Below are 22571 nucleotides of genomic sequence, written 5' to 3'. Positions count from 1 at the left end.
GGATATCCGCATTGGACTGTGATGGCAGTCACGATAGAGGATGGTTCTCGTTCAGATCAGCGCCCGTCGTACCGACGGGTTTGCGATAGGAAGGGAGCGGCATCATCGCTACCATCGCGCCCGTCGGGGCTCCGACATACTCCGTCGACCTCTACTCCGAGGAGGCGATCCTCGATCCGTACCCGCACTACCGCGCGTTACGTGATCTCGGCCCGGTCGTGTGGCTGGAGAGCCAGGGCGTCTACGCGCTGCCTCGATACGACGAGGTGAAATCGACCCTGGCCGACGACGGGACATTCCGCACTGGTGGAGGCGTCTCGCTCAACGACCACTACAACGGTCTGATCGGTGGGTCGACCTTCGCCAGCGACGGAGAGCGGCACGCCTTCCTGAGGGGGCTGGTCGGACACAAGCTCACTCCCAAGGCGCTGCGGCCGATGCGCGGCCAGATCGAGGAGACCGTCGAGTCGGTGATCGACGAGGTGCTCACCAGGGACTCGTTCGACTCCGTCAACGAACTCGCACGCAACCTCGTCATGGCGATCGTGCCCGACTTCATCGGGATCCCGTCCGACGGCCGTGACCATCTGATCGGCTGGGCGGCAGCGAACTTCAACTGCCACGGGCCCCTGAATGACCGTGCGCAGAAGTCGATGGAGGTCGCCGGTCACATGGCGGCGTACGCAACCAAGCTCGTCGACGATCGCTCGGCACAGCCCGGCGGACTGGCGCACTGTGTTCTCGACGCGATGGACGAGGGGCAGGTGGACCGCGAGCAGGCGATCTCGCTGATGATCGACTATCTGGTGCCGTCGCTCGACACCACGGTCACCGGAGTTAGCACGGCGATCTGGCTGTTCTCGCAGTTCCCCGAGCAGTGGGATCTGGTCCGGGAGGATCCCGCCCTGATCGGTCAGGCGTTCAATGAAGTCGTCCGCTTCGAGACGCCCGTCCGTCAGTTCGGCCGCCGCGTCGCTCGCGACACCGAGATCGCCGGCGTTCCGATCCCCGAGGGCTGCCAGGTGCTCGTGATGTTCGCGTCCGCGAACCGTGACGAGCGCAAGTGGGACCGCCCGGATGTCTTCGACGTCACCCGCAATCCGGCCGACCACGTCGGCTTCGGCTACGGCTCGCACGGGTGTGCTGGTCAGGGTTTGGCTCGGCTGGAGGTGCAGGCGGCACTGAAGGTATTGGCGGAGAGGGTAACTCGATTCGAGGTGAGCGGCGAGGTTCGCACGGTCAACAACCTCATGCGCGCGTTCGATTCGATTCCGACGCGTATCCGTACGAACTGATTCTGAAACGCGCACCGGCAAGCACCGACATATTTCTTTTCGAGGAGACGATCATGCAGGTATCCGTGGACTGGGGCCGTTGTGAGGGCCACGGCATGTGCGAGGAACGAGCTGGCAGCCTGTTCTCGCTCGACGACGAGGGCAACCTGGCGTACACCTACGACGGGAGGGATGTGCCTGTCGAGCACGAGGCCGAAGCCGCCGCCGCGGTAGGGGTGTGTCCGGTCGCAGCGCTGAAGCTCCTGCCGTGAACGGTCTGGGGAGCGTAGCCATCGTTGGCGGCTCCCTCGCTGCAGTCGCCGCTGCCAATGCTCTGCGGTCCAAAGGCTTCGAAGGACGAGTGACCATCTATACTGAGGAGGGGCGGGCTCCCTACACGAGGCCGCCGCTGTCGAAGGACATCCTCGAGGGTCGGAACATTCCCGAATCGGCGGACCTCCACATCGGGAACGATATCGACGTCCGCGTCGGCCTCCGTGCGACAGCACTCGATCTGGGTGCGCGCAAGCTCCACATCTCCACGGGCGAGACCGTCGACTTCGACGGTCTGATCATCGCGACCGGATCTCGCGCACGCTCGCTCGCCGGGTCACCGGATGTGCGGGAGTTCCTGCTGCGATCGATGGACGACGCGCTCTCGCTTCAGGAAGCGCTGACGGGTGCGTCCACCGTCGCGGTGGTCGGCGCGGGACCGTTGGGTATGGAGGTGGCGTCCGTCTGTGCCGGGCTCGGCCGCGCGGTGACGGTCGTCGACCCTCTGCCCCCAATGGAGCGCCAGGTCGGCAGCTATCTTGCGGATCTGATCCAGGAGTGCGCGGCTCAGTCGGGCGTGCGTATGGAACGCTCGTCCGGGTTCGCCGAGGTTGTCGATGCCGGCAACGGCAGATCGGCCATCGTTGCGGGTGAACTCCGAGTCGAGGCCGACATCGTGATCACCGCAGCCGGCGAGTGCCCCAACGTCGAGTGGCTCGAGGGGTCGGGCCTGGAGATCGATGGCGGACTGGTCGTCGACGAACGTATGCTCGCGGCCCCGGGCGTGGTGGCGGCCGGTGACGTCGTTGTGCGCCGGGTCGGCGGTCGCACGATTCGAACACCCCTGTGGACCAATGCGCTGGAGCAGGCAACCGCTGCTGCGGCCACCCTGCTCGATCCGCACAATGCGCAGCCGTACTGCGAGCGGCCGTACTTCTGGACCGAGCTGTTCGGGCTGTCGATCAAGGTCTGCGGCCACATTCCACTGGACCGCGATCCCGTTGTGGTCGAAGGCGACCGATCCGAACGTGATCTTGTTCTCCAGTGGTGGGACGGTGACACATCGGTGGCGGCAGCCACCGTCAACCATCGGATGCCGATCGCGAAACTGCGCAGATTGGTCGGCATCTCGAACAACGCTGAACAGCCCACTCCGAGTCGAATCGAGGCAATGTCATGAGTGCTCACCGAACCGTCATATCCGGCGGAACGATCATCACGATGGACCCCAGCCTGGGCGATATCCAGGACGGCGCGGTCCTGATCGAGGACGACAAGATCGTGCGGGTGGCCCCTTCGGCCGATGCGTTCGACGGTGTCGACGCGAAGCGGATCGACGCGACCGACGCGATCGTCCTGCCCGGCATGATTGACAGCCACCGGCACACCTGGCTGGCGTTGCTGCGGGGGATCTCGGGTGACCAGGCTCTGCTCGAGTTCATCGCGAACACCTTCTACGGCGTCGGTTCGATCATGCAGGCCGAGGACATGGGTGTCGCAACCCTCGTCGGTGCGCTCGAAGCGCTCGATGCCGGCGTGACGTCCATCTTCGACTGTTCCGACTGTGTCAACAGCCCGGATCACGCCAACGCCAACGTCGAGGGTCTGCGAGCCGCCGGCCTACGTTCGGTCTACGCATACGGCATGCAGCGCTACGACTTCGAGCCGCCGGCCTTCACCTCGCACGATGAGCGCCTGCGCGACGCCGCCCGACTGCGCTCGGAGTACTTCTCGTCAGACGACGACATGTACCAGATGGGAATGCTGTACAGCGACTTCGGCACCATCCCGTTCGACGACACCGCGGCTGAGGTGCGCCAGTCGCGCGAACTCGGCATCCATGGTGCGTCGCACACCGGTGCTGCCGCCGGATCCAGCCTGCTGCGAGGGCTGCGCGAGCTCGACGATCACGGTCTGCTGCTACCCGGTCACCTGCATGTTCACTGCAACGGTCTCGACGAGAACGAGTGGAAACTATTGGGCGACAGTGGTGCTCACGTCGTAACCTCGCCCGAGACCGAGCTGCAGATGGGTATGGGCCTGCTCCCGATCCGACCCGCGATGAGACACGGTATCGCCCCGGGCGTCGGCACCGACAGCATCATCTGTGGTTCGGGTGATCTGTTCGGTCAGATGCGCCTGGCGTTGCAGCACCAGCGAGCCCTGGACTGCTTGCCGATCCACGCCGAGGGCCGCCCGCCGTTGCAGATCGACCTGACGGTACGGGACGCGCTGACCTGGGCCACCACCAACGGTGCCAAGATCATGGGACTCGAGTCGAAGATCGGTTCGCTGACGCCTGGGAAGAAGGCCGACGTCATCGTCGTCAAGCCACGATGGAACGTGGTCCGCTCGAGCTTCCCGGCGGCCACCGTCGTGCTGCAATCCGCTGCCGCGGACGTCGACACGGTCATGGTGAACGGTGAGATCCGAAAGGAGAACGGTCAGCTCGTCGGACACGACCTCGTCGCGCTCCGTGCGAAGGCGAACGCCGCACTCGACAATATCGAGAAGGCCGCCGCGGAGTTGCACGTGTTCACCCCGGCCGAGCTGGCCGAGTTCGTCGGGCAGGCCGAGCGCGGCGCCAGCGTGAACTACGCCCAGGCATACAAGGACTTGGCGCGCCAATCCTGATCGAGAGCTCGACACCGGCCCGTTCGACATCGCAGTAGGTGTCGGGCGGGCCGGGTCCGTCAGCGGGGTGGTAGAACGTGGGGCGGGGGATGAATCTGGTTCGCAATCAGCTTATGGAGTCGACGATCTATCGGATGGGGTAGGGCCCCACGGCGCCGCTCAATGCGAGCGCGATCGTTGTAGTAGCGCTGATTCTGAGCTTTCCTGCTTCGACTGTTCGTGGGTCTGGTTCACCCAATTCGGACTCGTATGTCAGCGCGGCGTCGATTCTTCGCAACCGGTGGACGCGACGCATGTATAGGTTCAGCGCGCCGCCGCCTTGTCCTGGTTGGATTCCGCCGCGGTGTCGGGCGCAGCCTGCCTATCCGCGGTGGGCGTGGCGATGTCAACCGAGGTCTGACGTTCGACGCATGCGCGGCGAGGGTCGTGACGCCTCCTGGTAGTAAGCACTCATGATCAGATCTTGCATGATCTGCCCGGTAGCCGCCGACGCCCACCAGCGACGAATACTCATACCAATGCGCTGATACGGGACTGCACACTGAGGTGGTGCTAACAGGCGAGGGTCGCGGATCCGGTCACCGTCGACGTCGCTCCACGACGGCATTCGCCCGGAGGGTTCACTCGATGAGCAGATCTACTGGGACTTGAACGTGTTTGGCTCGCAAGTACTCACCGATTGCTTTGCCGATGTGGTCGACGCGTAGATTGCTCGATCCGCCCTTACCGAGGAGTCCGCGTAGGACGAAATGCACCGCATGTAGATTCGGGAACTCGTGCCGCACCACATCGAGTTCCTTCAGCTCGGGTGCCATGCGCATCAGTTCTTGTGTCGACATCGCCTGCCGTAGCCACGGCCATGATCTTGCGTTGATCGCCCAGAGTCCGACGTTGCAGTTGCCGCCTTTGTCGCCGCTACGGGCGTATGCGACTGTGCCGAGTTCAACGGTGCGTGTGCCGCCAGAGATTGAACCTAGCGGTTCCGGTTCAGGGTGCCACGGTTGGTCCTCGGCGTCCACGACCGAGGGAGGTGCAATGTCCAGCGTGCGACCGTCGTGGAGGCCGACGCGATGATTCAAAACGTCCGCGGCCAGGACCGCTGGCCAATACTCGACCCGTGGCACCGCGACGGTGGGCGACAACGCGAACACGTCCCGGTAGTAGCCCGGGATACTACTGAGGAAGAGGCTGTTCAGTACGCCAGCAAGATCCGCCTCGAGGATCGTGTTCGCGTCACGCGCGGTCACCATGATGCGCACCGGGACGGTCGCCTCCCACTGTGATGCGGGATCGGGGGAAACGGCGCCGAGCGGGGTGACTTCGAGCTGGTCGATGTCGTCCGGGAGGGTCGCTGCCACCTGATCACGCAGGAGCGCCACCTTCGCCTCGACGTCTGGGGCTGTCACGAAGGCCGTCTGTACATCTTGATAGCCGATTGGGGCGAAGAGGGCAACTTTGGTGGTCGGAGGAGGGGGTGTGCCCCGTACCCCGGTCAGGCGCACGCGATCCGTCCCGATCAATTCGAGTCGTACCGTATCGATGGGAACGGCGACGTCTGGATTCAGATAGCGGGCCCCTGAATCTCGTACAGCATCTGCGCCGTCACCGTGTCCACGGTGACGGCGCCGTCGTCACCGAAATGCTTTGTGATGAGCGAGGTCCCGTCTGCTTGATTTCGGCGATAGGGAACCCCGGCTTGGTCATGTTCTGGACAGTGGCGAAGCCGGAGAAGTTTCCTCCGGTGGCCTGGGGCCCGCACTCGATGACGTGCCCGGCCGCCGCAGCGCCGGCGAGGGCACACCAATCCGTCTTAGTCCATCCGTGCCACCAGGCCGCTGGGCCTACTGTGAGCGACGCGTCTGTGACTCGGCCGCACACGACGATGTCGGCGCCTTCGGTGAGCGCCAAAGCGATACCCCATCCACCCAGATACGCATTCGCGCTGACCGGCTCGTGCCCCCAGGTCGACAACGGTCGGCCAGTGTCGAGATGGGGGAGGGGATGTTGGTCCACCTGCAGCTCGTCGAGCCGGGACAGCACATCGTCGCCTTCGACGTAGGCGACGTTCAGGCCCACGCCGGCCCCGGCTGCCGCGTCGCGAATGGCGGTCGCGAGTGCCTTCGGGCGCAGTCCCCCGGCGTTGGTCACGACCTTTACACCGCGTTCTGAGACGGTCCGCAGCTGCGGGATCAGCGCTGCGAGGAACGTATGTGCATACCCGGACGACGGGTCGCGTTGCGCGGCGGCTGCCATCGTCGCCATCGTCGCTTCCGCGAGGTAGTCGCCGATGACGACGTCAACCGGGTCGCCGGCGAGCACTTCCGCCAGCGCCGATGGACGATCATGGATGTACCCAGAGAAGTTTGCGATGCGAACCGGCCGCTTCATGCGCTCGGTGCTCCTTTCTGCACTCCGTGCACCGGACCGGGTGCGCAGTAGTCCTCAGGATGAGATGGGTGTCACAACTAAGGCTCGATTCAATGCTTACCGAACCGGTAAGTCAAGGTATGCCCGCAGATTCGATCGTGGCTCTGTGCCTGACGCGGGGCATCGGTCCGGCTGCTGGCGCACTGGAGGTTCGAGCGCATGGGTTTGCTTCTTGACTGGTTGGTAAAGAAGTATGATCGCTGATGGGAGCTTCGAACCAGCTAAGGGTTGGGGCGGCGAAGGAGGGAAGATGGCGCAGGCTCGCGCGACGACGACTGAACGTGTCATCGCGGCGGCTGCACGGGTGTTCCTCGACAAGGGCTACCAGGGCAGTACGATCGCGGATATCGCGGAATCCGCGGGCATCTCGAAGCCAACCGTCTATCAGTACGCCAAGAACAAGCAGTGGCTCCTGGAGCAGATCGTGGCACTGGTGTCGACTGAGATGGAGAAGTGTGAACTTGTGCTTCATGAGGCCGCCGCGCCCGCGAACGTGCGCCTGTACTGGCTGATTCAACTCCACGTCGATTTCGCGGTCCGATACCGCAACTCCTACCGGGTGACGCTGAGCGAGCAGGCCGATCTGGCGCCGGAGGCCCGCGATGAATTCAGGCTGTGGGCACGCAGGACGACGAGCAGATTCGCTGACCTGCTCGCGGTGGCCCGACGTGAGGAGACGTTCGACTGGCCGGGCGACATTTCCATCGCTGCGCAGTTGTTGCTCTCGACGCTGACCTCGGTCCATCGATGGTTCCATCCCGATGGTGGGGTGAGCTCGGCAAAGCTGGTCGACGACATCGTGTACATGATCTCGGGCGTATACACCGCGCCCGAGATGGGCAATTGGCCTATGCCGCCGTTGCCGATGCCAGCTGCCGAGGTGGAGCGCCCCGAATCTTTGCTGCTCGGTTAGGTTCACCCATGGCTTGAGGGATGGGTAGTCCTCCGGGAGTTGCCAGTCCGTGTCCTGAAGGCGGCGCGCAACGAGATATCCCTTGAGTTCCGCGGCCGGGTGCCGATTCGGGTTGTCGGTCAGGAAGCCGCCGCAGCCAGAACAGATGGGGCCTGTCCGTGTGACATGGCGGCACCCAGCCCTCGTGTGGGCCTAATCGGTGCGGACAGTATCGCTCTATCGACCCCGACGGGGCGCGGCTTCAGCGGTTCCCCGGCGAACTCGCGGCCGCTCGAACGGTTCCCCGGTCACCATTCGGGCATTCATCTCATACCGGCCCGGAATTCGGGAGGTACTCACCGAGCGTGGGTGTTGGCGCCTGAGCTGCCGGCGAGAAGGCGCTGTAGCGGGCGGGGGTTCGGATAGTGGTTTCGACGCGTTTCCCATCGGTAACGGTGACGGTGAGCTCGTTCTCGGCGAAGAGATCAGAGTTCGTGGCCTGTTCCCGCGACTTGACTTCCCCTGCCATCAGGCCCGCGGCCCGAAGCAACTCGACGAGTTCCGACGCGGAGTGGGCCGCGAAGACGGCCTCGAGCTCACGGCGCAGGTGAGCGTCATTGACACCACGGCTGACCTGATCGGCGAACCTGGGGTCGGCGGCGAGATGCTCGATTCCCAACGTACGGACAAACTGCTGCCAGTGCTTAGGGATGTAGGCAGCAAAGACGATGAAGCCGTCGGATGCCGGATAGATGCCGCCCGGGGACTTCGCGACAGTCATCTCGGCTCCGCCGGACGCAGTCTTCGAGGAGGCCGGCGGCGCATTCACGATCGAGGTGAGCTCATTTGCCTGCATGCTGGCGGCGACGTCATACATCGCGACACGAACGTCGGTCACCTCGTCGTGCCGCGCTCGATGCAATAGCGCGGCCAGGATTGCCTGGGCGAGGACATGTCCAGTGGCGCTATCGATGAATGTGAACGGAATTCGAAGAGGGACACCGGCATCGGTGCGGAGCCCAGTGAGTACACCGGACTCGGCCTGGACGAGGAGATCGACTCCGGGTCGCTGCCCATTGTCTCCGTTGCCGCCGTACGCGCTGAGGGACGCGTAGACGCACTTAGGGTTAATCGCTCGGATCGCTTCTCGTCCCAGGCCCCACTTCTCCATGGTGCCGGGGCGGAATCCGTCGAGGAAGACGTCGGTCGTCTGGACGAGCGAGAGGATCTGTTCGACACCCTCGGGTGTGTGGAGATCGGCAACCAGCGAGCGCTTGCCGCGGTTGTAGGGAAGGAAGTAGGGAGCCAGGCCCTCGGAACTGGTGGTGTCGACGATGTGACGGGCCGCCTCGCCTCGAGGTGGTTCGACTTTGATGACCTCGGCCCCCAGATCGGCAAGGATCTGGCCAGCGAGAGGTCCAGCGACATTCCGGGAGAAGTCGAGGACACGGTAGCCGTCCAGCGGACGGCGAGCGCGTCCTCCGCGTGGATTCTCGGACATTATGGCTGTCCTTTCGCTTGCGCCCGATACGGTTCGGGCTTGCTTGATCACGTCAGAGGTACGAAGACCGGTATCGACTCGCCGTCGTCGGCGGCGTCGAACTGGGTGCGCACCTTCATGCCGGTGTGTATGGACGCGAGGTCCTCGATGCGAAGTTGCCCCCGCAGCCAGGGGCCTTCGGAGAGTTCGACGATGCACACCGGAAGCGGCGTGCCGGTTCCGGGCTTCGGTCGGATAACCGCCCAGGAGGCGACAACACCCACACCCTCCGACTCCCGCCATTGCAAGGAGGCTGACCCGCATTGAGGGCAGTTGACAACCTCTGGGGCGCTCCAACGTCTACAGTCGGAGCACCTCTTGAGGAGGAGGACTTCTCTCGCCGTGGCGTCGAAGAACTGGGCCGACGCGTGGTCACGCTCGAGCCGAAGAACTGACGTCTGTGTGATTTGCATGGACCGGCCTCCTCAGTTGCGGGCATGGGGGCTGAGAATCAGTGTGGAGTGGTGGTCGAGTATGCCGCCGTTGCCGCTCACCAGGACGAGATCGTGCTTGCTGACTTGACGGTCACCGCCTGCTCCGCGCGCCTGAATGACCGCCTCGGACAGCGGCGTCATGCCCCACATGTAGTAACTCGACAACTGGCCACCCCCGGTATTGGTGGGTAGGTTGCCGTTCGGGCCCAAGGCGCCGGACTCGGCTAGCGCGCCGCCCTCGCCCTTGTCGCAGAATCCGTAGTCCTCCAGCGTCACCAGGGTGGTGTAGGTGTAGCAGTCGTACAGCTCACGGATGTCGATCTGGTCGATGGTCACGCCTGCCATCCTCATGGCTTGGCGGCCGGACTGTTTCGCACCGGTGACGAGTCCGAAGTCGCTGTCTGCTGCAGAGACGTAGCCGGGATGCCCTTGGCCCCATCCATGGACGTAGACGGGTGTGCAGTCCAGGGTCGCGGCCCGCTCGGCGCTGGTGACGATGACTGCGATGGAACCATTCGAAACTAGGCAGCAGTCGAGCAGCCGTAACGGTTCGACCACCCACCGGGAGTTTTGATGATCGGACAGGGTCATCGGTTGACGCATCTGTGCCAGCGGGTTGAGCACGGCCCACTCGCGGGTGCTCGTCGCGACCGCCCCGAACTGTTCGCTGGTGGTGCCGAAGCGATCCATGTGGCGTCGGGCAGCCAGGGCGTAGCCGACATTCGGTCCGATCAGGCCACCCGCGACCGGCATTCCCGCGAAACCCGGGCGCATTCGTCGCGTGGGATCGGCATAGGCGGCACCTGTGCTCGCTCCGAGTTGGAGTGGGGTATCTGCGAACACACAGGCGACGGTGGTGGCGGTGCCGCTGGCGATGGCCATCGCGGCCTGTGCAACCATCACCCCGGCGGAGGAGCCGAACGACTGAATCTCCGCGAGCAGGCGTAGGTCTCGGAGACCGAGGTCGCGCTGTAGCCCGAGTCCGATGCCGGCTGATACGCCGTGATTGGTCAGTAGCCCGTCGATCTGGTCGAGCCGTAGTCCGGCATCCTGCGCGGCGCCGCGAACGGCGGCGACAGCGAGTTCGGAGGCAGTCTGGTCGAATACCTTGCCCATCGCGGTCATTCCCAGGCCGACGATGGCTGCGCCGGGACGGTTCATCGTGCACCGCCTCGCAGTGGCAAGGTGACCTCGAGTTCCCCGGGGCCGACGGAGACACCGCGCCCGTTCTCGGACCACATCCGGATCAGGGCTACCCCGGCATCGGTGTCATGCCACTTGTCGAGCACTTCTCCACGGACGGTGACCACGTCGTCGACGGTGTTGAAAGAGCGCATTGTGAACTTTCGGAGGGCGCGGATGGTGCCCGCTGGTCCGATGAAACTGCGTGCGGTCTTCTCCCACATTCCCTGGAGGAAGGTGTTGTTCGCGTAGGCCGTTGGGGCGCCGGCGGCACGTGCGAAGTCCGGGTTGTGGTGGATCGAGTTGAAGTCTCGGGTCGCGCTCGCCGCCATGCACAAGCGGTAGAGGGACAGTGGGAATTCTTCTGCCGCAATATGTTCGCCGATGGCTAGGTCATCCCAGTGGCGCTGCGCGGGTTCATAGTGCGCTGGCATCGGTCTTCTCCTCGGTTGGGCCTGATTCGGCGTTCGGGTGGTGATAGAAGAGGGTCACGCGAGTGATGGCCACGGTCGTGTCGTTCTGGTCGACAATCTCTGTTTCGAGGGTCACGAATGCGCCGCGTCCGACCCGGGTGTGCTTGGGTACGCAGGAAATCAGACGCATCCCGGATCGTTTTACCTGGTCCCCGACCACCAGGGGCCGTAGGTACGTGCTCTCGACCTCGGTGGCAAAGAACCCAGTCGTTGCGGGTGCTCCGGGAAGCGGCAGCGCCGCGACAGGGCTTCGCGTCGGCTGTGCATCGCGCCCCGCTGTCGTGAACACCGGATCGATACCCGGGGACCAGGTTGGCGGCAGGGAGAAGGACGTGATGGCGGTGTAGGGGGCGGTGACGTCGGCGTACCCGTGGGCCGAGGCCACGGAGGGGTCGTAGTGAAGAGCGCACGAGAACTCCAGCGGTTCGCACCAGCGGCGGATACCCGTCGCCTCGACCTTCTCGGCGCCCCATTCGCCGGGGAGGGTCGATATCTGACTGCCCACCGCTCGGATGACCGGGTCCCATTGCTTCTCCCAGGACTCGGTCGATGCCAGCGCAAGATCGGTCAGTGGTGTGGCGTTCGGTTCGGGTTGTGGTGTCACCGGACTCCTCGTCGCTCAGTGACTGTGCGTCTGGTTGGTTGTGGTTAGCGGGGAGCCATGCGGATGGCGCCGTCGAGGCGGATGACCTCGCCGTTGAGCATCGGGTTGGAGACGATGTGCGCGGCGAGCGCGCCATACTCGGCGGGGTCGCCGAGACGCGACGGGTGGGGGACCTGCTGACCGAGGGAGGCCTGGGCGGCCTCGGGCAGCCCGGCCAGCAGGGGGGTCTTGAACAGGCCCGGCGCGATCGTGACGACGCGAATCAGCAGTGACGCGAGGTCGCGGGCGATCGGGAGGGTCATGCCGACGACGCCGCCCTTGGACGCGGAGTAGGCGGCCTGGCCGATCTGGCCGTCGAACGCGGCGACGGAGGCGGTGTTGATGATGACGCCACGCTCACCCTCGATCGGCTCGGTCTTCGACATGCGCTCGGCCGCAAGACGAATGACGTTGAACGTGCCGACGAGGTTGATGTTGACGACACGGCTGAACTCGGCGAGTGGGAACGCGCCCTGCTTGCCGACGGTCTTGATCCCGTTGGCAATGCCGGCGCAGTTGACGGTGACGCGCAGCGGGCCGAGGGACTCGGCCAGGTCGAGGGCTGCGGTGACCGAGGCCTCGTCGGTGACGTCGCCGGCGGCGAAGCGGACGCGGTCGCCGAGTTCCTTAGCGACGGCCTCACCGTTCGAGGAGGGCAGGTCGAGGATGACGACGCTGGCACCCTGCTCGTGGAGAGCCTTGACGGTGGCGAGGCCGAGACCGGACGCGCCGCCGGTGACGAGTGCGACGCTATCGTTGACGTTCATGTGGTGTTCCTTTGGATGTGCTTGTGTTTCAAAGCCGTTCGATGATGGTCGCATTCGCCATGCCGGCACCTTCGCACATGGTCTGCAGACCGTAGCGTCCGCCGGTGGCTTCGAGGTGGTTGACGAGCGTGGTGAGCAGTCGGGTGCCGGACGAGCCGAGGGCGTGGCCGAGGGCGATCGCGCCGCCGCGGGGGTTGAGCTTGGCGGGGTCGGCGGCGAATTCGTGTGCCCACATCAGTGGGATGGGGGCGAAGGCCTCGTTGACCTCGTAGGCGTCGATGTCGTCGATGGACAGGCCGGCTCTGGCAAGTACCTTGTGGGTGGCGGGGATCGGAGCGGTGAGCATGAACATCGGATCGTCGCCGGCCACCGCGAATGACTGGAACCGGGCACGCGGGGTCAGCTCCAGCTTGGCGGCCATCGCCTCGCTCATGATGAGCACCGCGGAGGCGCCGTCGGTGAACGGGGAGGAGTTGCCGGGGGTGATGTGCCACTGGGCTTCGGGGAAACGCTCGGCAAGCGCGTCGCTGCGAAATGAGGGATCCAGACCGGACAAACCATCGGGAGTTGTTGCGGCACGTATCGTCTCATCCAGGTCATGCGGATGAACGATCCCATCGAGACTTCTCACGGCGATGGGGACAATCTCGGCGTCGAAGAATCCCGAGTCTGCCGCGGCGGCCGCCCGTTGGTGCGACTGCGACGCATATGCGTCGAGGGCGGCGCGATCAACTTTCCACTTCGCGGCGATCAGCTCGGCGGAGACCCCCTGGTGGACGAGGCCGTCGGGGTAGCGGGTTGCGATGTGAGGGCCGGCGGTGTCCTGGCCTATGGGGGAGGTGCCCATGGGAATTCGGCTCATGGACTCGACACCGCAGGCGATGACGATGTCGTAGGCGCCGGCGATAACGCCTTGCGCTGCGAAGTGCGCGGCCTGCTGACTCGATCCGCACTGCCGGTCGATTGTGGTCGCCGGCACGGACTCGGGGAATCCGGCGGACAGGAGCGCGGTGCGGGAGATGTTGAGCGCCTGTTCGCCGACCTGCTGGACGCAGCCGCCGATGACGTCGTCGATCATCGCGGGATCGATGTCGTTGCGTTCGACGAGCGCGCGGAGAACCGCCGCGAGCATCTCGACCGGATGTGTGCCAGCAAGGGCGCCGCCCTGCTTGCCCTTACCGGATGCGAGGCGGACCGCGTCAACGATCACAGCTTGAGTCATGATGGTCTTTCTGATTGGAATGCGACGGCTTACGGGCGCTCACGGTTCGAGCTTCGTCACTTACGTGGCCGAAAATCGGTGCAGCCGGTGAAAGTCGCTGATGTGCGGTTGATCTGAGTGCATGCCTACTACATGCCCTGCCAATGTGCAGCCCGCTTCTCGACGAAGGCCCGCACTCCCTCATGTGCATCAGAACTTGCCCGGATGGCCTGCATCTGCTCGGCCGTGCGAAGCCAATCGTCCTCCTCCGCGGGGATCCGGCCATCCGCGATTCCGTGTGCGATAAGTTTGGAACTCTGCACCGCGAGAGGCGCGTTCGCCGCGACCAACTCTGCGAGCGCGAACGCCTCGTCGAGCACCTGGTCCGCCTCGACCACACGATTGACGAGGCCGAGCTGTAGAGCCCGCTCGGCGGAAATCGGCAGCCCTGTCAGCATCGTCTCGAGGGCGATCTTCGATGGAATCTGGCGGCTGAGCCGGAATGCGCCACCGGCCGCGGCAATGATTCCGCGCTTGACCTCCGGCAGCCCGAGAGTGGCGGTGTCTGCCGCCACCGCCAGATCGCTTGCCAGGACGATTTCGGTCCCACCACCGAGAGCAGAACCGTTGACGGCGGCGATGATCGGCTTCGAGATCGCATGTTTGACGAACCCCGCGAAACCCCAGCGGTCCGCACGCGGGTCCGTCAGGCGAACCCCGCGAGCAGCCTCCTTGAGGTCCTGTCCGGCACAGAACGCCTGGTCACCGGCGCCAGTGACGATCACGGCCCGGATGTCGCGAGTGGCGTCGGCGTATTCAAGCGACTCCCCGATGCCGAGGGCAACCTGCGCGCTGATCGCGTTGCGGGCCTCTGGGCGATTGATGGTCACCAGCAGCACGTGGCCGTGGCGATCCGCGACGACCTCCCCGCGGCCGCCGATCGGGACACTGGTGGGTGCTGACATTCTCACTGTTCCTCCTGAAGTTGTGGGCTTCCACGCCCCGATGAGTGCGGTGTTCGATCAGCGATCCAGGACGGCGGCGATATCGTCGCCAGCGGCGATGTAGTCCTCGGCGAAGCTCGAGACTACGGCGCGGGCCGGCCGGATCTTGTCGATCAGTCCCACTCCCTGTCCGACCCAGTATGTGGCCAAGGTTTGCGCCCCTGGGTGTCCAGAGTCGGCGAGGGCGTCGACGCGGGCCAGTGTCTTGCGTGCGATGCCGGACTGCAGCGGCATCGGGAGTGCGCCGGGGCTGTCGCTATCGGCCCAGGCCTCGGTCCATGCCGAGCGCAACTGCCGTGAGGGTTTGCCGGTTCGTCCGGGGGATCGCACAGTATCGCGCGATGTCGCGGCAATCAGCTTCTGCTTGATGTGCATCGCGGTCTCGGATTCCTCGGTGGCGAGCCAGATGGAGCCGGTCCAGGCGCCGGCTGCCCCCAACGCGATGGACGCCGCCATCTGCCTGCCGTTCATGATGCCGCCCGCGGCCAGAACGGGTACGTCCCGGATGGGCTTGATCGCCTCGACGACCTCCGGCACCAGTACCATCGTGGTTACCTCCCCGCAGTGACCGCCGGCCTCCGTGCCTTGCGCGACCAGGAGGTCCACTCCAGCCTTGACCTGCTTGACCGCGTGCTCTCGGCTACCAACTAGCGCTGCTACCGGTACACCCTCAGCCCGCGCTCGATCGATCATGAACTGCGGCGGCACACCGAGTGCGTTGGCGATGAGTTTGATCGGATGCCGGAATGACACGTCGAGTAGCCGACGGCCGGTCTCTTCGTCGGCGACCCGATCGATGCCGAACAGTTCCGCGCGCGGCGCATCGATGTCGTGCCGGCGCAGTAGATTCTCAACAAAGTTCTTGTGTTTCTCAGGGATTCGAGCATTGAGCTCGTCAAGCGTGGCGCCCTTGCCTTCGTACTTGGCGGGGCAGAGAATGTCAACGCCGTACGACCTCCCCTTGACCTGCTGGTCAATCCAGGCCAGTTCGTGCTCGAGCTCCCCAGGGGTGTGGGACGAGGCGCCCAGGACTCCGAAACCTCCAGCGTTGGTCACTGCTGCCACGACGTCGCGGCAGTGACTGAATGCGAACAGGGGGATTTCGATATCGAACATCGAGCAGATGTCAGTTGCCATGCCTTCTCCTCCAACGAGTTACGCGTTGCGGCGGGGCCGTGATGACGGCAAGGCGCCACGCGCGCGAAGTGCAATGATCTCGGCCGCATGCGCGTTACGCGCCACCTCAAGACTACTTCAATCTAACCAACCAGTAAAGCTTTGTGTCTCGATAGCTCCGTCGTCGAGCGCTGCAGTGCAGTAATAGAGCCCCCTCGGGGCGGATTTCACAATCTTATTGACCAGTCGGTAAACCATATGGCATGGTGTGGATCACATCCCGGTGCCCCGGCGGTCCGGCTCTGCGGGACGGCCGGACAGACCAGGCACAGGGTCGGTGGCGCAAATTGCGCGTCCGCAGGCTGCTCTCCTGCCGTCGACCGCCCGAAAGGTGGTTCAACCATGACGACATGCGACTCGCACGTCGCGGAACTCCGTGCCGCCGTTCGCGATCTCCTCCGCAAGGAATGCACCGAACAGCACGTCCGCTCAGCCGCAAGCACCGAAGGAGGCTTCGATCAGAGCCTGTGGTGCCAGATGGCCGAACTTGGGATCACAGGGATGATCATCGACCCCGAGTTCGGTGGCGTGGGATTGGGACCGATTGCGCTCGAGGCGGTCGCCGAAGAGCTTGGCGCCGCCTTGACCCCTTCCCCATTTCTGTCCAGCGCGGTACTTGCAGCGTCCTTGCTCCAAGAGTCCGGTGAAGTGGTTGATCTGATGCGACTACTGCCGGGTATCGCAGACGGCACCTCCATCGCGGCCGTGGCGATTACCGGGAATCGAGGAACATGGACCTCGGACGGGGTCGATGTCACAGCTGAAGCCGACGGCACACTGTCCGGCCGAGCCTGCCATGTTCTGTTCGGTCAGGCGGCAGACGTCATCGTCGTGGTGGCGCGGACGCCGAATGGTTTCGGGATTTTCGAAGTCGATAGGGACAGTGCGGGATTCGGTCGATCAGCCGAGTCAGTGTTCGACGCGACGGTCCGACTCTCTACCTTCACCTTCGACAGGGTTCCAGCACGTCGGCTTGGCGCCGCGGGTTGGGACGCGGTCCAGCGTGCCCTGGACCTGACCGTGATCGCATTGGCGGGTGAACAGGCTGGAGGATCGCGGCGTGTTCTCGAGCAAACTATCCAGCATCTCAAGACCCGGATTCAGTTCGGGCGGGCCATCGGCAGCTTCCAGTCCGTCAAGCACCTCGCGGCAGACAGCCTTCTCGAGGTGGAGTCCGCCACCTCGGCCGCCCGGCACGCCGCCGCTCTATCGGAGAGCGGAAATAGTGACGTCGCCGGCGCCGTCGCGCTGGCCGGCTTCGTGTGCGCGGAGGCGTACGAGACCACCGCGATGAATGCCGTACAGATGCACGGGGGCATCGGATTCACCTGGGAGTGCCCAGTGCATCTGTATCTGCGTCGCGCTCGATCGGGTGCCCACCTGTTCGGGGCGTCGCGCACCCACCGCGAACGCTACCTCGAAGCGAAAGGCGCCTGAGCGTGAAGCAACCAGCATCGGACCAGGCACAGCCTGACCGACAGCTGCGGGGCGAGGTTCAGGCCTGGCTCGCGCGGCATTGGAGGCGCCTGCCCGAACCCGAGAGTCGCTGGGCGGCAAACAGCCCGGAACGGATCGACTGGTTCGACAAGGTTCTCGAGGCGGGCTATGCGGTGCCGACGTGGCCCGCCGAACTGTTCGGGCTGAGCCGACCCGCCGAGTCCTCGGCGGTGATCGCGCAGGAGTTCGCGGCAGTCGGGGCGCCCGGCGCCGCCCTTGATCGCTACGACATACCCGCGAACACGATCGTGCAGCACGGCACCGACCGACTGAAGGCGGACCTGCTACGCGATGCCCTCACCGGCCGAGTTCGCTTCTGCCTGCTCTACAGCGAACCGGGAGCCGGTTCCGATCTCGCCGCGGTGAGAACCACAGCGGTCCTGGACAGCGACCGCTGGAAGGTCAATGGACAGAAGGTATGGACCTCGGGTGCGCACACCGCCGACTACGGTCTGCTACTTGCCCGCACCGACTGGGGCGCGACGAAACACCGCGGCCTGAGCTACTTCGTGGTTCCGATGAACCAGCCTGGTGTCGAGGTGCGACCTTTGGTCCAGATCACCGGTGAGTCGCATTTCAACGAGGTCTTCCTCACTGACGTGCAGGTGCCCGCCGAGTACCTGCTGGGCGCGGAGGGTGGCGGCTGGGGCGTCCTTCAAACTGCTCTGGCGTTCGAGCGTGCGGGCATGGGCAACAACGCCCGCACCTCCCGGCACAACAGCCTCGCCGACAACCTCATCGAACTTGCCCGAGGCCACGGCCGTCTCGAGGACCCCGTGATCCGGGACTCCCTCGCGAAGGTTGTCGCTCTCCGAGAGTTGCACTTGCTCAACAACACCCGGGCGAAGTTAGAAGCCGAGCGCGGTGGCTCCTCATCCGTCATGTCCCTCGGGAAGCTCGCGGTTGCCAACCTGCTCCACGCGGAGGCAAGCGTCCGCTCGCAAATTGTCGGCGCCCGCGCCTTGCTCGCCGGGGACGAAAACCCGGAATCCGACGACATCAACTTCCTCGCGCTGAACGCGTTCTACTACTCGATCGGGGGTGGCACCGATCAGATCCAGCGCAACATCATCGGCGAGCGGATTCTCGGCCTGCCCAAGGAGCCAGAGGTCGACCGCGACGTGCCGTTCCGTGAGGTCAGGCATGGCTGAAACACGACGTACAACACGAACGACAGGTGGTGCACTGTGACCGTTGGTCCCTCCAATCACAATCCCGAATACGATCCGCCTCTGTCCGGCGTCAGGGTGCTCGATCTGTCGAGCGGTCCGATGCTGTCCGTGGCCCGGCTCCTCGCCGACCTCGGCGCGGTGTGCACCCAGGCGCGGGTCCGCGGGATCAGCGCCGATCGCGACGACAGTGCGAGCGGCCCGCTCGAGCGGATCACGGAGTCGATCCGCCGACACGGAATCTCTCAGGTCGAGATTGATCCCGCCGGCGATACGGGTCGGCGCGACTGGGCGCAAATACTCTCCGACACAGACATTCTCATTGAATCCACCCGGCCCGGTTCGGCGGAAGCCGAGAGGCTTGACGTTGCCTCCCTCCGGGCCCACTATCCACGGTTGGTGGTCCTGTCGATCAGCGACTTCGGAGCCGTAACCAGCTACCGCGGATGGCGGGTGAGTAGTCCCGTCTTGCACGCGTTGACCAGCGAGCTGTCGCGTTCGGGCATTCCTGGGCGGGATCCGCTAGTTCCGCCGGGGGAGTTGTCCTACGACGTGGCAGCCACCCAGGCTGCGATGTCGGTCGTCGCCGTGTACCTTCACAGCTTGCGCACCGGCGTTGGCGACCACATCGACTTCTCGATCCTCGTCGGTGCGATGCAGTCCCTGGATCCGCCGTTCGGTGTCGCCAGCAGTGCCTCGGCAGGTGTCCCATTGACGGAACTGCCCCGAGATCGGCCGGAAGAGCGACATCGGTATCCGATCATCGCCTGTGCGGATGGGTACGTCCGAATCTGTGTGCTCGCGAAACGGCAGTGGCGCGGACTGTGGAAGTGGATGGGGTCACCGGCTGAGTATGCCGATCCCAAGTACGACACCACCCTAGAGCGGCGCGCGGACGCCACGCTCATTCCCGCGATCGCTCGCTTCATGGCGGACAAAACGCGCGCTGAGCTGGAGCGAGAGGGCCAGGAACACGGGGTGCCCACCGCTGCCGTGCTGACTCTCGACGAAGTCCTCGACTCGAATCATCTAGCGGCCAGGGGATTTCTCCGCGAGGTGGAACTGGCACCCGGTGTGGTGGCCCCGATTCCCAACGGACTCTTCGAGATAGACGGTCACCGAGCCAGGGCCGCCGAGGCGCCTGTAGTCCCGGATCTGGCGCCTCGGACGGCCCCGGTTCTCGGTGCCAGGGACCGGCCGCGCGGAGATCTGCCGCTGGAGGGCATCAAGGTCCTCGACCTCGGGGTGATCGTGGTCGGCGGTGACAGTGCCCGCCTGTTCGGCGATCTGGGGGCGGACGTCGTCAAGATCGAGAACTCCGCCTTCCCTGACGGGCTCAGGGTCGCCTTCACCGGGCCGATGGTGCAAGGCTTCGCCGCTGGGCACCGAAACAAGCGATCCTTCGGAGTGGACCTGCGACAGCCGGAGGGAGTGCAGCTGGTCAAGCAGTTGGCTGCGGAGGCGGATGTCGTTCTCGCCAACTTCAAGCCGGGCGTGCTCGATTCACTCGGGCTGGGCGAGGCCACCCTGCGGGAACTCAACCCAGGGATTGTGATCGTGGAGAGTTCGGCCTTCGGTCCCACCGGACCCTGGGCGAGGCAACTCGGCTACGGGCCACTCGTTCGGGCTGCCGCGGGCCTGTCCAACCAATGGATCTACCCGGGCGAGCCAGGGACCTTCAGTGATGCGATCACAGCCTATCCGGATCACGTATGCGCCAGGATCGGCGTACTTGGGGCGCTGGCCCTGCTGATCCGTCGCGAACGCACCGGAACCGGCGGCTCGGCCAACGTCGCACAGTTCGAGGTGATGCTGAGCCACATGGCCGCGAAGATCACCGCCACTGCTCTGGAAAGGCGGGGACAGTCGTTCGGTGACGGCCCCGAACATGACGCACCGTGGGGCCTGTTCGAGACCGACGGTGAGGACGACTGGGTCGCCGTCACCGTCCGAGACGAGGCCGAGTGGCGCGCGTTGTGCCGGGCAATCGACCGTGAAGATCTCGCGGCGCTGCCGGAGTTGGCGACCAAGGCGCACCGTGACCAACATCGCGCCCTCATCGACAGTGCAGTCCGCGAGTGGACGTCGCTGCGCCCGGCGGTCGAAGCCATGACGATCCTGCAGGAGTCCGGGGTGCCCGCGGGAATGATGCTGCGCGCAGCGGATGTTCCCGACTGGGGCTACTACATCGAGCGCGGCGTCTTCCGGCGGGAGCGGTACCCCTTCGGACAGGAGCCGTACCTGATGGAAAACACCCAGATCTCCGGAACCGCGGTGGCCGATCCTCCGTTCACCCGTGCACCGCTGTTGGGTGAGCACACCCGCGAAATCGCGGTCGGGGAGCTGGGACTGAAACCCGCACAGGTGGACGATCTCATTGATCGGCGCGTGCTGGAGTCGGCGCCCGACCCGTGGCTGGCACTCGTACAGGAAGACCACACCCGTCCCGAAGACGACCTGCTACCACCCCACGCGGGTGGCGACACGATGGAGAACACACTGTGAGCATCGAACAGCACGACACCGTCTACGTCGACGGGACCTTCATGCCTGCGTTGACCGAAATACGGATGCCTGTCGTCGATCCCGCAACGGGAAACGTCATCGCGCAGGTCCCTGCTTGCGGTGTCGAGGACGTCGATCGAGCCGTCGCCGCCGCGCGGAGCGCATTCGACCGTGGCCCGTGGCCAACGATGTCGCCCGCGGCGCGCGCCGACACCTTGACCCGGCTAGCGGATGCGTTGGGCGCCCGCACCACGGCCATCGCCGAGACGGTGATCCGCGAGGCCGGATTCGCCTCCAGATTCGCCGAACCGGTGCACGTCACCCGGGCAATCGACTTCGTCCGGTACTACGCAGATCTCGCCCGCAAGGAACCGTTCGAAGAGGTCCGGCCCAGTGCCCTCGCCCAGGCCGATGTGGTCGTCCGGCGCTGTCCGGTCGGGGTCGTCTCGGTCCTGGTGCCGTGGAACATTCCACTTCTGGGCGCTCTGTCGAAGATCGCGCCCGCCCTGGCCGCGGGTTGTACCGTGATCTACAAGCCCTCGCCGGAAACCCCACAAATCGCCTACCGACTCGCCGAGGCGGTACACGAGGCGGGCTTCCCGCCCGGCGTCGTGAACATCCTGCCCGCTGACCTCGAAGGTAGCCAACGGATGTCGACCCACCCCGACGTCGACATGGTCGCGTTCACAGGAAGCACAGACGTCGGACGGAAGATCGCGCTAGCCTGCGCCACAGACTTCCGGAGGTACTCGCTCGAACTCGGCGGCAATGCCGCAGCCATCATCCTCGAAGATGCGCCCGTAGAGTCCGTCGCGGCCGGTCTCACGATGACCGGCCTCGCACTGAACAATGGTGAGGCGTGCATCGCGCAGCGCCGCATCCTCGCACCACGATCCCGATACGACGAGATCGTCTCTGTGCTTGCCGCCGCGGCGAACTCGCTGCAGGTCGGCGACCCCACCCACCCGGACACCGTCATCGGCCCCATGATCACCGAGGCACACCGCGACCGAGTGCTCGACTACATCCACGGCGCGATCGACGAGGGAGCAGTCATAGCCGCCGGCGGCGGGATTCCGGACGATTGCCACGACGGCTACTACCTGCAACCGACCGTCCTGGCCCAGATGACCAACGACATGCGGGCAGTCCGCGAGGAGATTTTCGGCCCGGTCGTTTGCGTCATCCCATATGACACAGTCGAGGAAGCGATCTCCATCGCCCGCGACACCGAATACGGGTTGTCCAGTTCGGTGTGGACCAACGATCTCAACCGTGCTGAGGAGATCGCCCGGCAACTCCGAGTGGGATCGGTCTACGTCAACGGCAAGCAGACGCTCGACCCCTCGATTCCGTTCGGGGGCTTCGGCCATTCCGGCGTCGGCCGCGAACTCGGCCCGGAGGGCCTGGCGGAGTACTCCGAAACCCAGGCGGTATTCATGCCTTCCCCATACCGAAATATCTGACAAGGCAGCAGAGT

19 protein-coding genes and 1 pseudogene are annotated in these 22571 nt (G+C 64.9%); 9 read left to right on the top strand and 11 right to left on the bottom strand.

Annotation, left to right across the window (positions count from 1 at the left end; all coding sequences use genetic code 11):
* Positions 1–218: 218 nt before the first annotated feature.
* From ACQ5DX_RS28605 to ACQ5DX_RS28590, 4 genes are read left to right on the top strand one after another with little or no spacing between them, the layout of a single operon-like run.
* On the top strand, positions 219–1295 hold the full coding sequence (locus ACQ5DX_RS28605; protein WP_430336117.1) for a cytochrome P450: 1077 nt from the start codon (positions 219–221) through the stop codon (positions 1293–1295).
* A gap of 53 nt (positions 1296–1348) precedes the next feature.
* Complete coding sequence (locus ACQ5DX_RS28600; RefSeq protein ID WP_430336116.1) at positions 1349–1546, top strand: ferredoxin; 198 nt, start codon at positions 1349–1351, stop codon at positions 1544–1546.
* Entirely contained in the window at positions 1513–2727 is a 1215-nt protein-coding gene (locus ACQ5DX_RS28595; protein WP_430336115.1) for an NAD(P)/FAD-dependent oxidoreductase, read from the top strand. The genes ACQ5DX_RS28600 and ACQ5DX_RS28595 overlap by 34 nt, the downstream gene beginning before the upstream one ends.
* Entirely contained in the window at positions 2724–4181 is a 1458-nt protein-coding gene (locus tag ACQ5DX_RS28590; protein ID WP_430336114.1) for an amidohydrolase family protein, read from the top strand. The genes ACQ5DX_RS28595 and ACQ5DX_RS28590 overlap by 4 nt, the downstream gene beginning before the upstream one ends.
* Positions 4182–4801: 620 nt before the next feature.
* Here the strand turns inward: ACQ5DX_RS28590 and ACQ5DX_RS28585 are convergent.
* Entirely contained in the window at positions 4802–5200 is a 399-nt protein-coding gene (locus ACQ5DX_RS28585; RefSeq protein WP_430336337.1) for an AtuA-related protein, read from the bottom strand.
* Between the two features lie 105 nt (positions 5201–5305).
* Positions 5306–6569: pseudogene (locus ACQ5DX_RS28580) on the bottom strand (acyclic terpene utilization AtuA family protein); the annotation flags it as partial.
* Positions 6570–6858: 289 nt separating this feature from the next.
* Between ACQ5DX_RS28580 and ACQ5DX_RS28575 the strand changes: the two are divergent.
* Positions 6859–7521: a TetR/AcrR family transcriptional regulator gene (locus ACQ5DX_RS28575; protein WP_430336113.1), complete on the top strand. Its 663-nt coding sequence runs from the start codon at positions 6859–6861 to the stop codon at positions 7519–7521.
* Between the two features lie 307 nt (positions 7522–7828).
* On the opposite strand, the gene ACQ5DX_RS28570 is transcribed toward ACQ5DX_RS28575, so the two are convergent.
* From ACQ5DX_RS28570 to ACQ5DX_RS28530, 9 genes are all read right to left on the bottom strand, one after another.
* Positions 7829–9001: a CaiB/BaiF CoA transferase family protein gene (locus ACQ5DX_RS28570; protein WP_430336336.1), complete on the bottom strand. Its 1173-nt coding sequence runs from the start codon at positions 8999–9001 to the stop codon at positions 7829–7831.
* A 47-nt stretch (positions 9002–9048) separates the two neighbouring features.
* On the bottom strand, positions 9049–9453 hold the full coding sequence (locus ACQ5DX_RS28565; RefSeq protein WP_430336112.1) for a Zn-ribbon domain-containing OB-fold protein: 405 nt from the start codon (positions 9451–9453) through the stop codon (positions 9049–9051).
* A 12-nt stretch (positions 9454–9465) separates the two neighbouring features.
* The gene (locus ACQ5DX_RS28560; RefSeq protein WP_430336111.1) at positions 9466–10635 is read right to left on the bottom strand and encodes a thiolase family protein; all 1170 of its coding nucleotides are present in this window, start codon (positions 10633–10635) and stop codon (positions 9466–9468) included.
* Positions 10632–10988: an acyl dehydratase gene (locus ACQ5DX_RS28555; RefSeq protein WP_430336110.1), complete on the bottom strand. Its 357-nt coding sequence runs from the start codon at positions 10986–10988 to the stop codon at positions 10632–10634. The genes ACQ5DX_RS28560 and ACQ5DX_RS28555 overlap by 4 nt, the downstream gene beginning before the upstream one ends.
* An 85-nt stretch (positions 10989–11073) precedes the next feature.
* Complete coding sequence (locus ACQ5DX_RS28550) at positions 11074–11733, bottom strand: FAS1-like dehydratase domain-containing protein (protein ID WP_430336109.1); 660 nt, start codon at positions 11731–11733, stop codon at positions 11074–11076.
* Positions 11734–11777: 44 nt separating this feature from the next.
* Positions 11778–12539: a 3-hydroxyacyl-CoA dehydrogenase gene (locus tag ACQ5DX_RS28545; protein ID WP_430336108.1), complete on the bottom strand. Its 762-nt coding sequence runs from the start codon at positions 12537–12539 to the stop codon at positions 11778–11780.
* Between the two features lie 28 nt (positions 12540–12567).
* Positions 12568–13761, bottom strand: coding sequence for a thiolase family protein (locus ACQ5DX_RS28540; protein WP_430336107.1), 1194 nt, complete (start codon positions 13759–13761; stop codon positions 12568–12570).
* Positions 13762–13889: 128 nt separating this feature from the next.
* On the bottom strand, positions 13890–14705 hold the full coding sequence (locus tag ACQ5DX_RS28535) for an enoyl-CoA hydratase-related protein (RefSeq protein ID WP_430336106.1): 816 nt from the start codon (positions 14703–14705) through the stop codon (positions 13890–13892).
* Between the two features lie 57 nt (positions 14706–14762).
* Positions 14763–15881, bottom strand: a complete 1119-nt coding sequence (locus tag ACQ5DX_RS28530) for an NAD(P)H-dependent flavin oxidoreductase (protein ID WP_430336105.1) — start codon at positions 15879–15881, stop codon at positions 14763–14765.
* Between the two features lie 381 nt (positions 15882–16262).
* Between ACQ5DX_RS28530 and ACQ5DX_RS28525 the strand changes: the two genes are divergently transcribed.
* The 4 genes from ACQ5DX_RS28525 to ACQ5DX_RS28510 are packed head-to-tail and all read left to right on the top strand — an operon-like array spanning position 16263 to position 22557.
* The gene (locus ACQ5DX_RS28525; protein ID WP_430336104.1) at positions 16263–17357 is read left to right on the top strand and encodes an acyl-CoA dehydrogenase family protein; all 1095 of its coding nucleotides are present in this window, start codon (positions 16263–16265) and stop codon (positions 17355–17357) included.
* Positions 17358–17359: 2 nt separating this feature from the next.
* Complete coding sequence (locus ACQ5DX_RS28520; RefSeq protein WP_430336103.1) at positions 17360–18568, top strand: acyl-CoA dehydrogenase family protein; 1209 nt, start codon at positions 17360–17362, stop codon at positions 18566–18568.
* A gap of 36 nt (positions 18569–18604) precedes the next feature.
* Positions 18605–21091: a CoA transferase gene (locus ACQ5DX_RS28515; RefSeq protein WP_430336102.1), complete on the top strand. Its 2487-nt coding sequence runs from the start codon at positions 18605–18607 to the stop codon at positions 21089–21091.
* Positions 21088–22557 carry an aldehyde dehydrogenase gene (locus ACQ5DX_RS28510; protein ID WP_430336101.1) on the top strand — a complete coding sequence of 490 codons (1470 nt, stop codon included), beginning with the start codon at positions 21088–21090 and terminating at the stop codon, positions 22555–22557. The genes ACQ5DX_RS28515 and ACQ5DX_RS28510 overlap by 4 nt, the downstream gene beginning before the upstream one ends.
* Positions 22558–22571: the final 14 nt, after the last annotated feature.

Origin of the sequence: Rhodococcus sp. ACT016, from assembly GCF_050477185.1 — a bacterium.
Classification (GTDB): domain Bacteria; phylum Actinomycetota; class Actinomycetes; order Mycobacteriales; family Mycobacteriaceae; genus Prescottella.
This window is presented reverse-complemented; position numbering and strand designations above follow the sequence as displayed.

Coding starts and splice junctions, on each gene's coding strand:
- ACQ5DX_RS28600 (WP_430336116.1), top strand. CDS start 1,349: ATGCAGGTATCCGTGGACTGGGGCCGTTGTGAGGGCCACGGCATGTGC.
- ACQ5DX_RS28590 (WP_430336114.1), top strand. CDS start 2,724: ATGAGTGCTCACCGAACCGTCATATCCGGCGGAACGATCATCACGATG.
- ACQ5DX_RS28575 (WP_430336113.1), top strand. CDS start 6,859: ATGGCGCAGGCTCGCGCGACGACGACTGAACGTGTCATCGCGGCGGCT.
- ACQ5DX_RS28570 (WP_430336336.1), bottom strand. CDS start 9,001: ATGTCCGAGAATCCACGCGGAGGACGCGCTCGCCGTCCGCTGGACGGC.
- ACQ5DX_RS28565 (WP_430336112.1), bottom strand. CDS start 9,453: ATGCAAATCACACAGACGTCAGTTCTTCGGCTCGAGCGTGACCACGCG.
- ACQ5DX_RS28560 (WP_430336111.1), bottom strand. CDS start 10,635: ATGAACCGTCCCGGCGCAGCCATCGTCGGCCTGGGAATGACCGCGATG.
- ACQ5DX_RS28555 (WP_430336110.1), bottom strand. CDS start 10,988: ATGGCGGCGAGCGCGACCCGAGACTTCAACTCGATCCACCACAACCCG.
- ACQ5DX_RS28545 (WP_430336108.1), bottom strand. CDS start 12,539: ATGAACGTCAACGATAGCGTCGCACTCGTCACCGGCGGCGCGTCCGGT.
- ACQ5DX_RS28540 (WP_430336107.1), bottom strand. CDS start 13,761: ATGACTCAAGCTGTGATCGTTGACGCGGTCCGCCTCGCATCCGGTAAG.
- ACQ5DX_RS28535 (WP_430336106.1), bottom strand. CDS start 14,705: ATGTCAGCACCCACCAGTGTCCCGATCGGCGGCCGCGGGGAGGTCGTC.
- ACQ5DX_RS28530 (WP_430336105.1), bottom strand. CDS start 15,881: ATGGCAACTGACATCTGCTCGATGTTCGATATCGAAATCCCCCTGTTC.
- ACQ5DX_RS28525 (WP_430336104.1), top strand. CDS start 16,263: ATGACGACATGCGACTCGCACGTCGCGGAACTCCGTGCCGCCGTTCGC.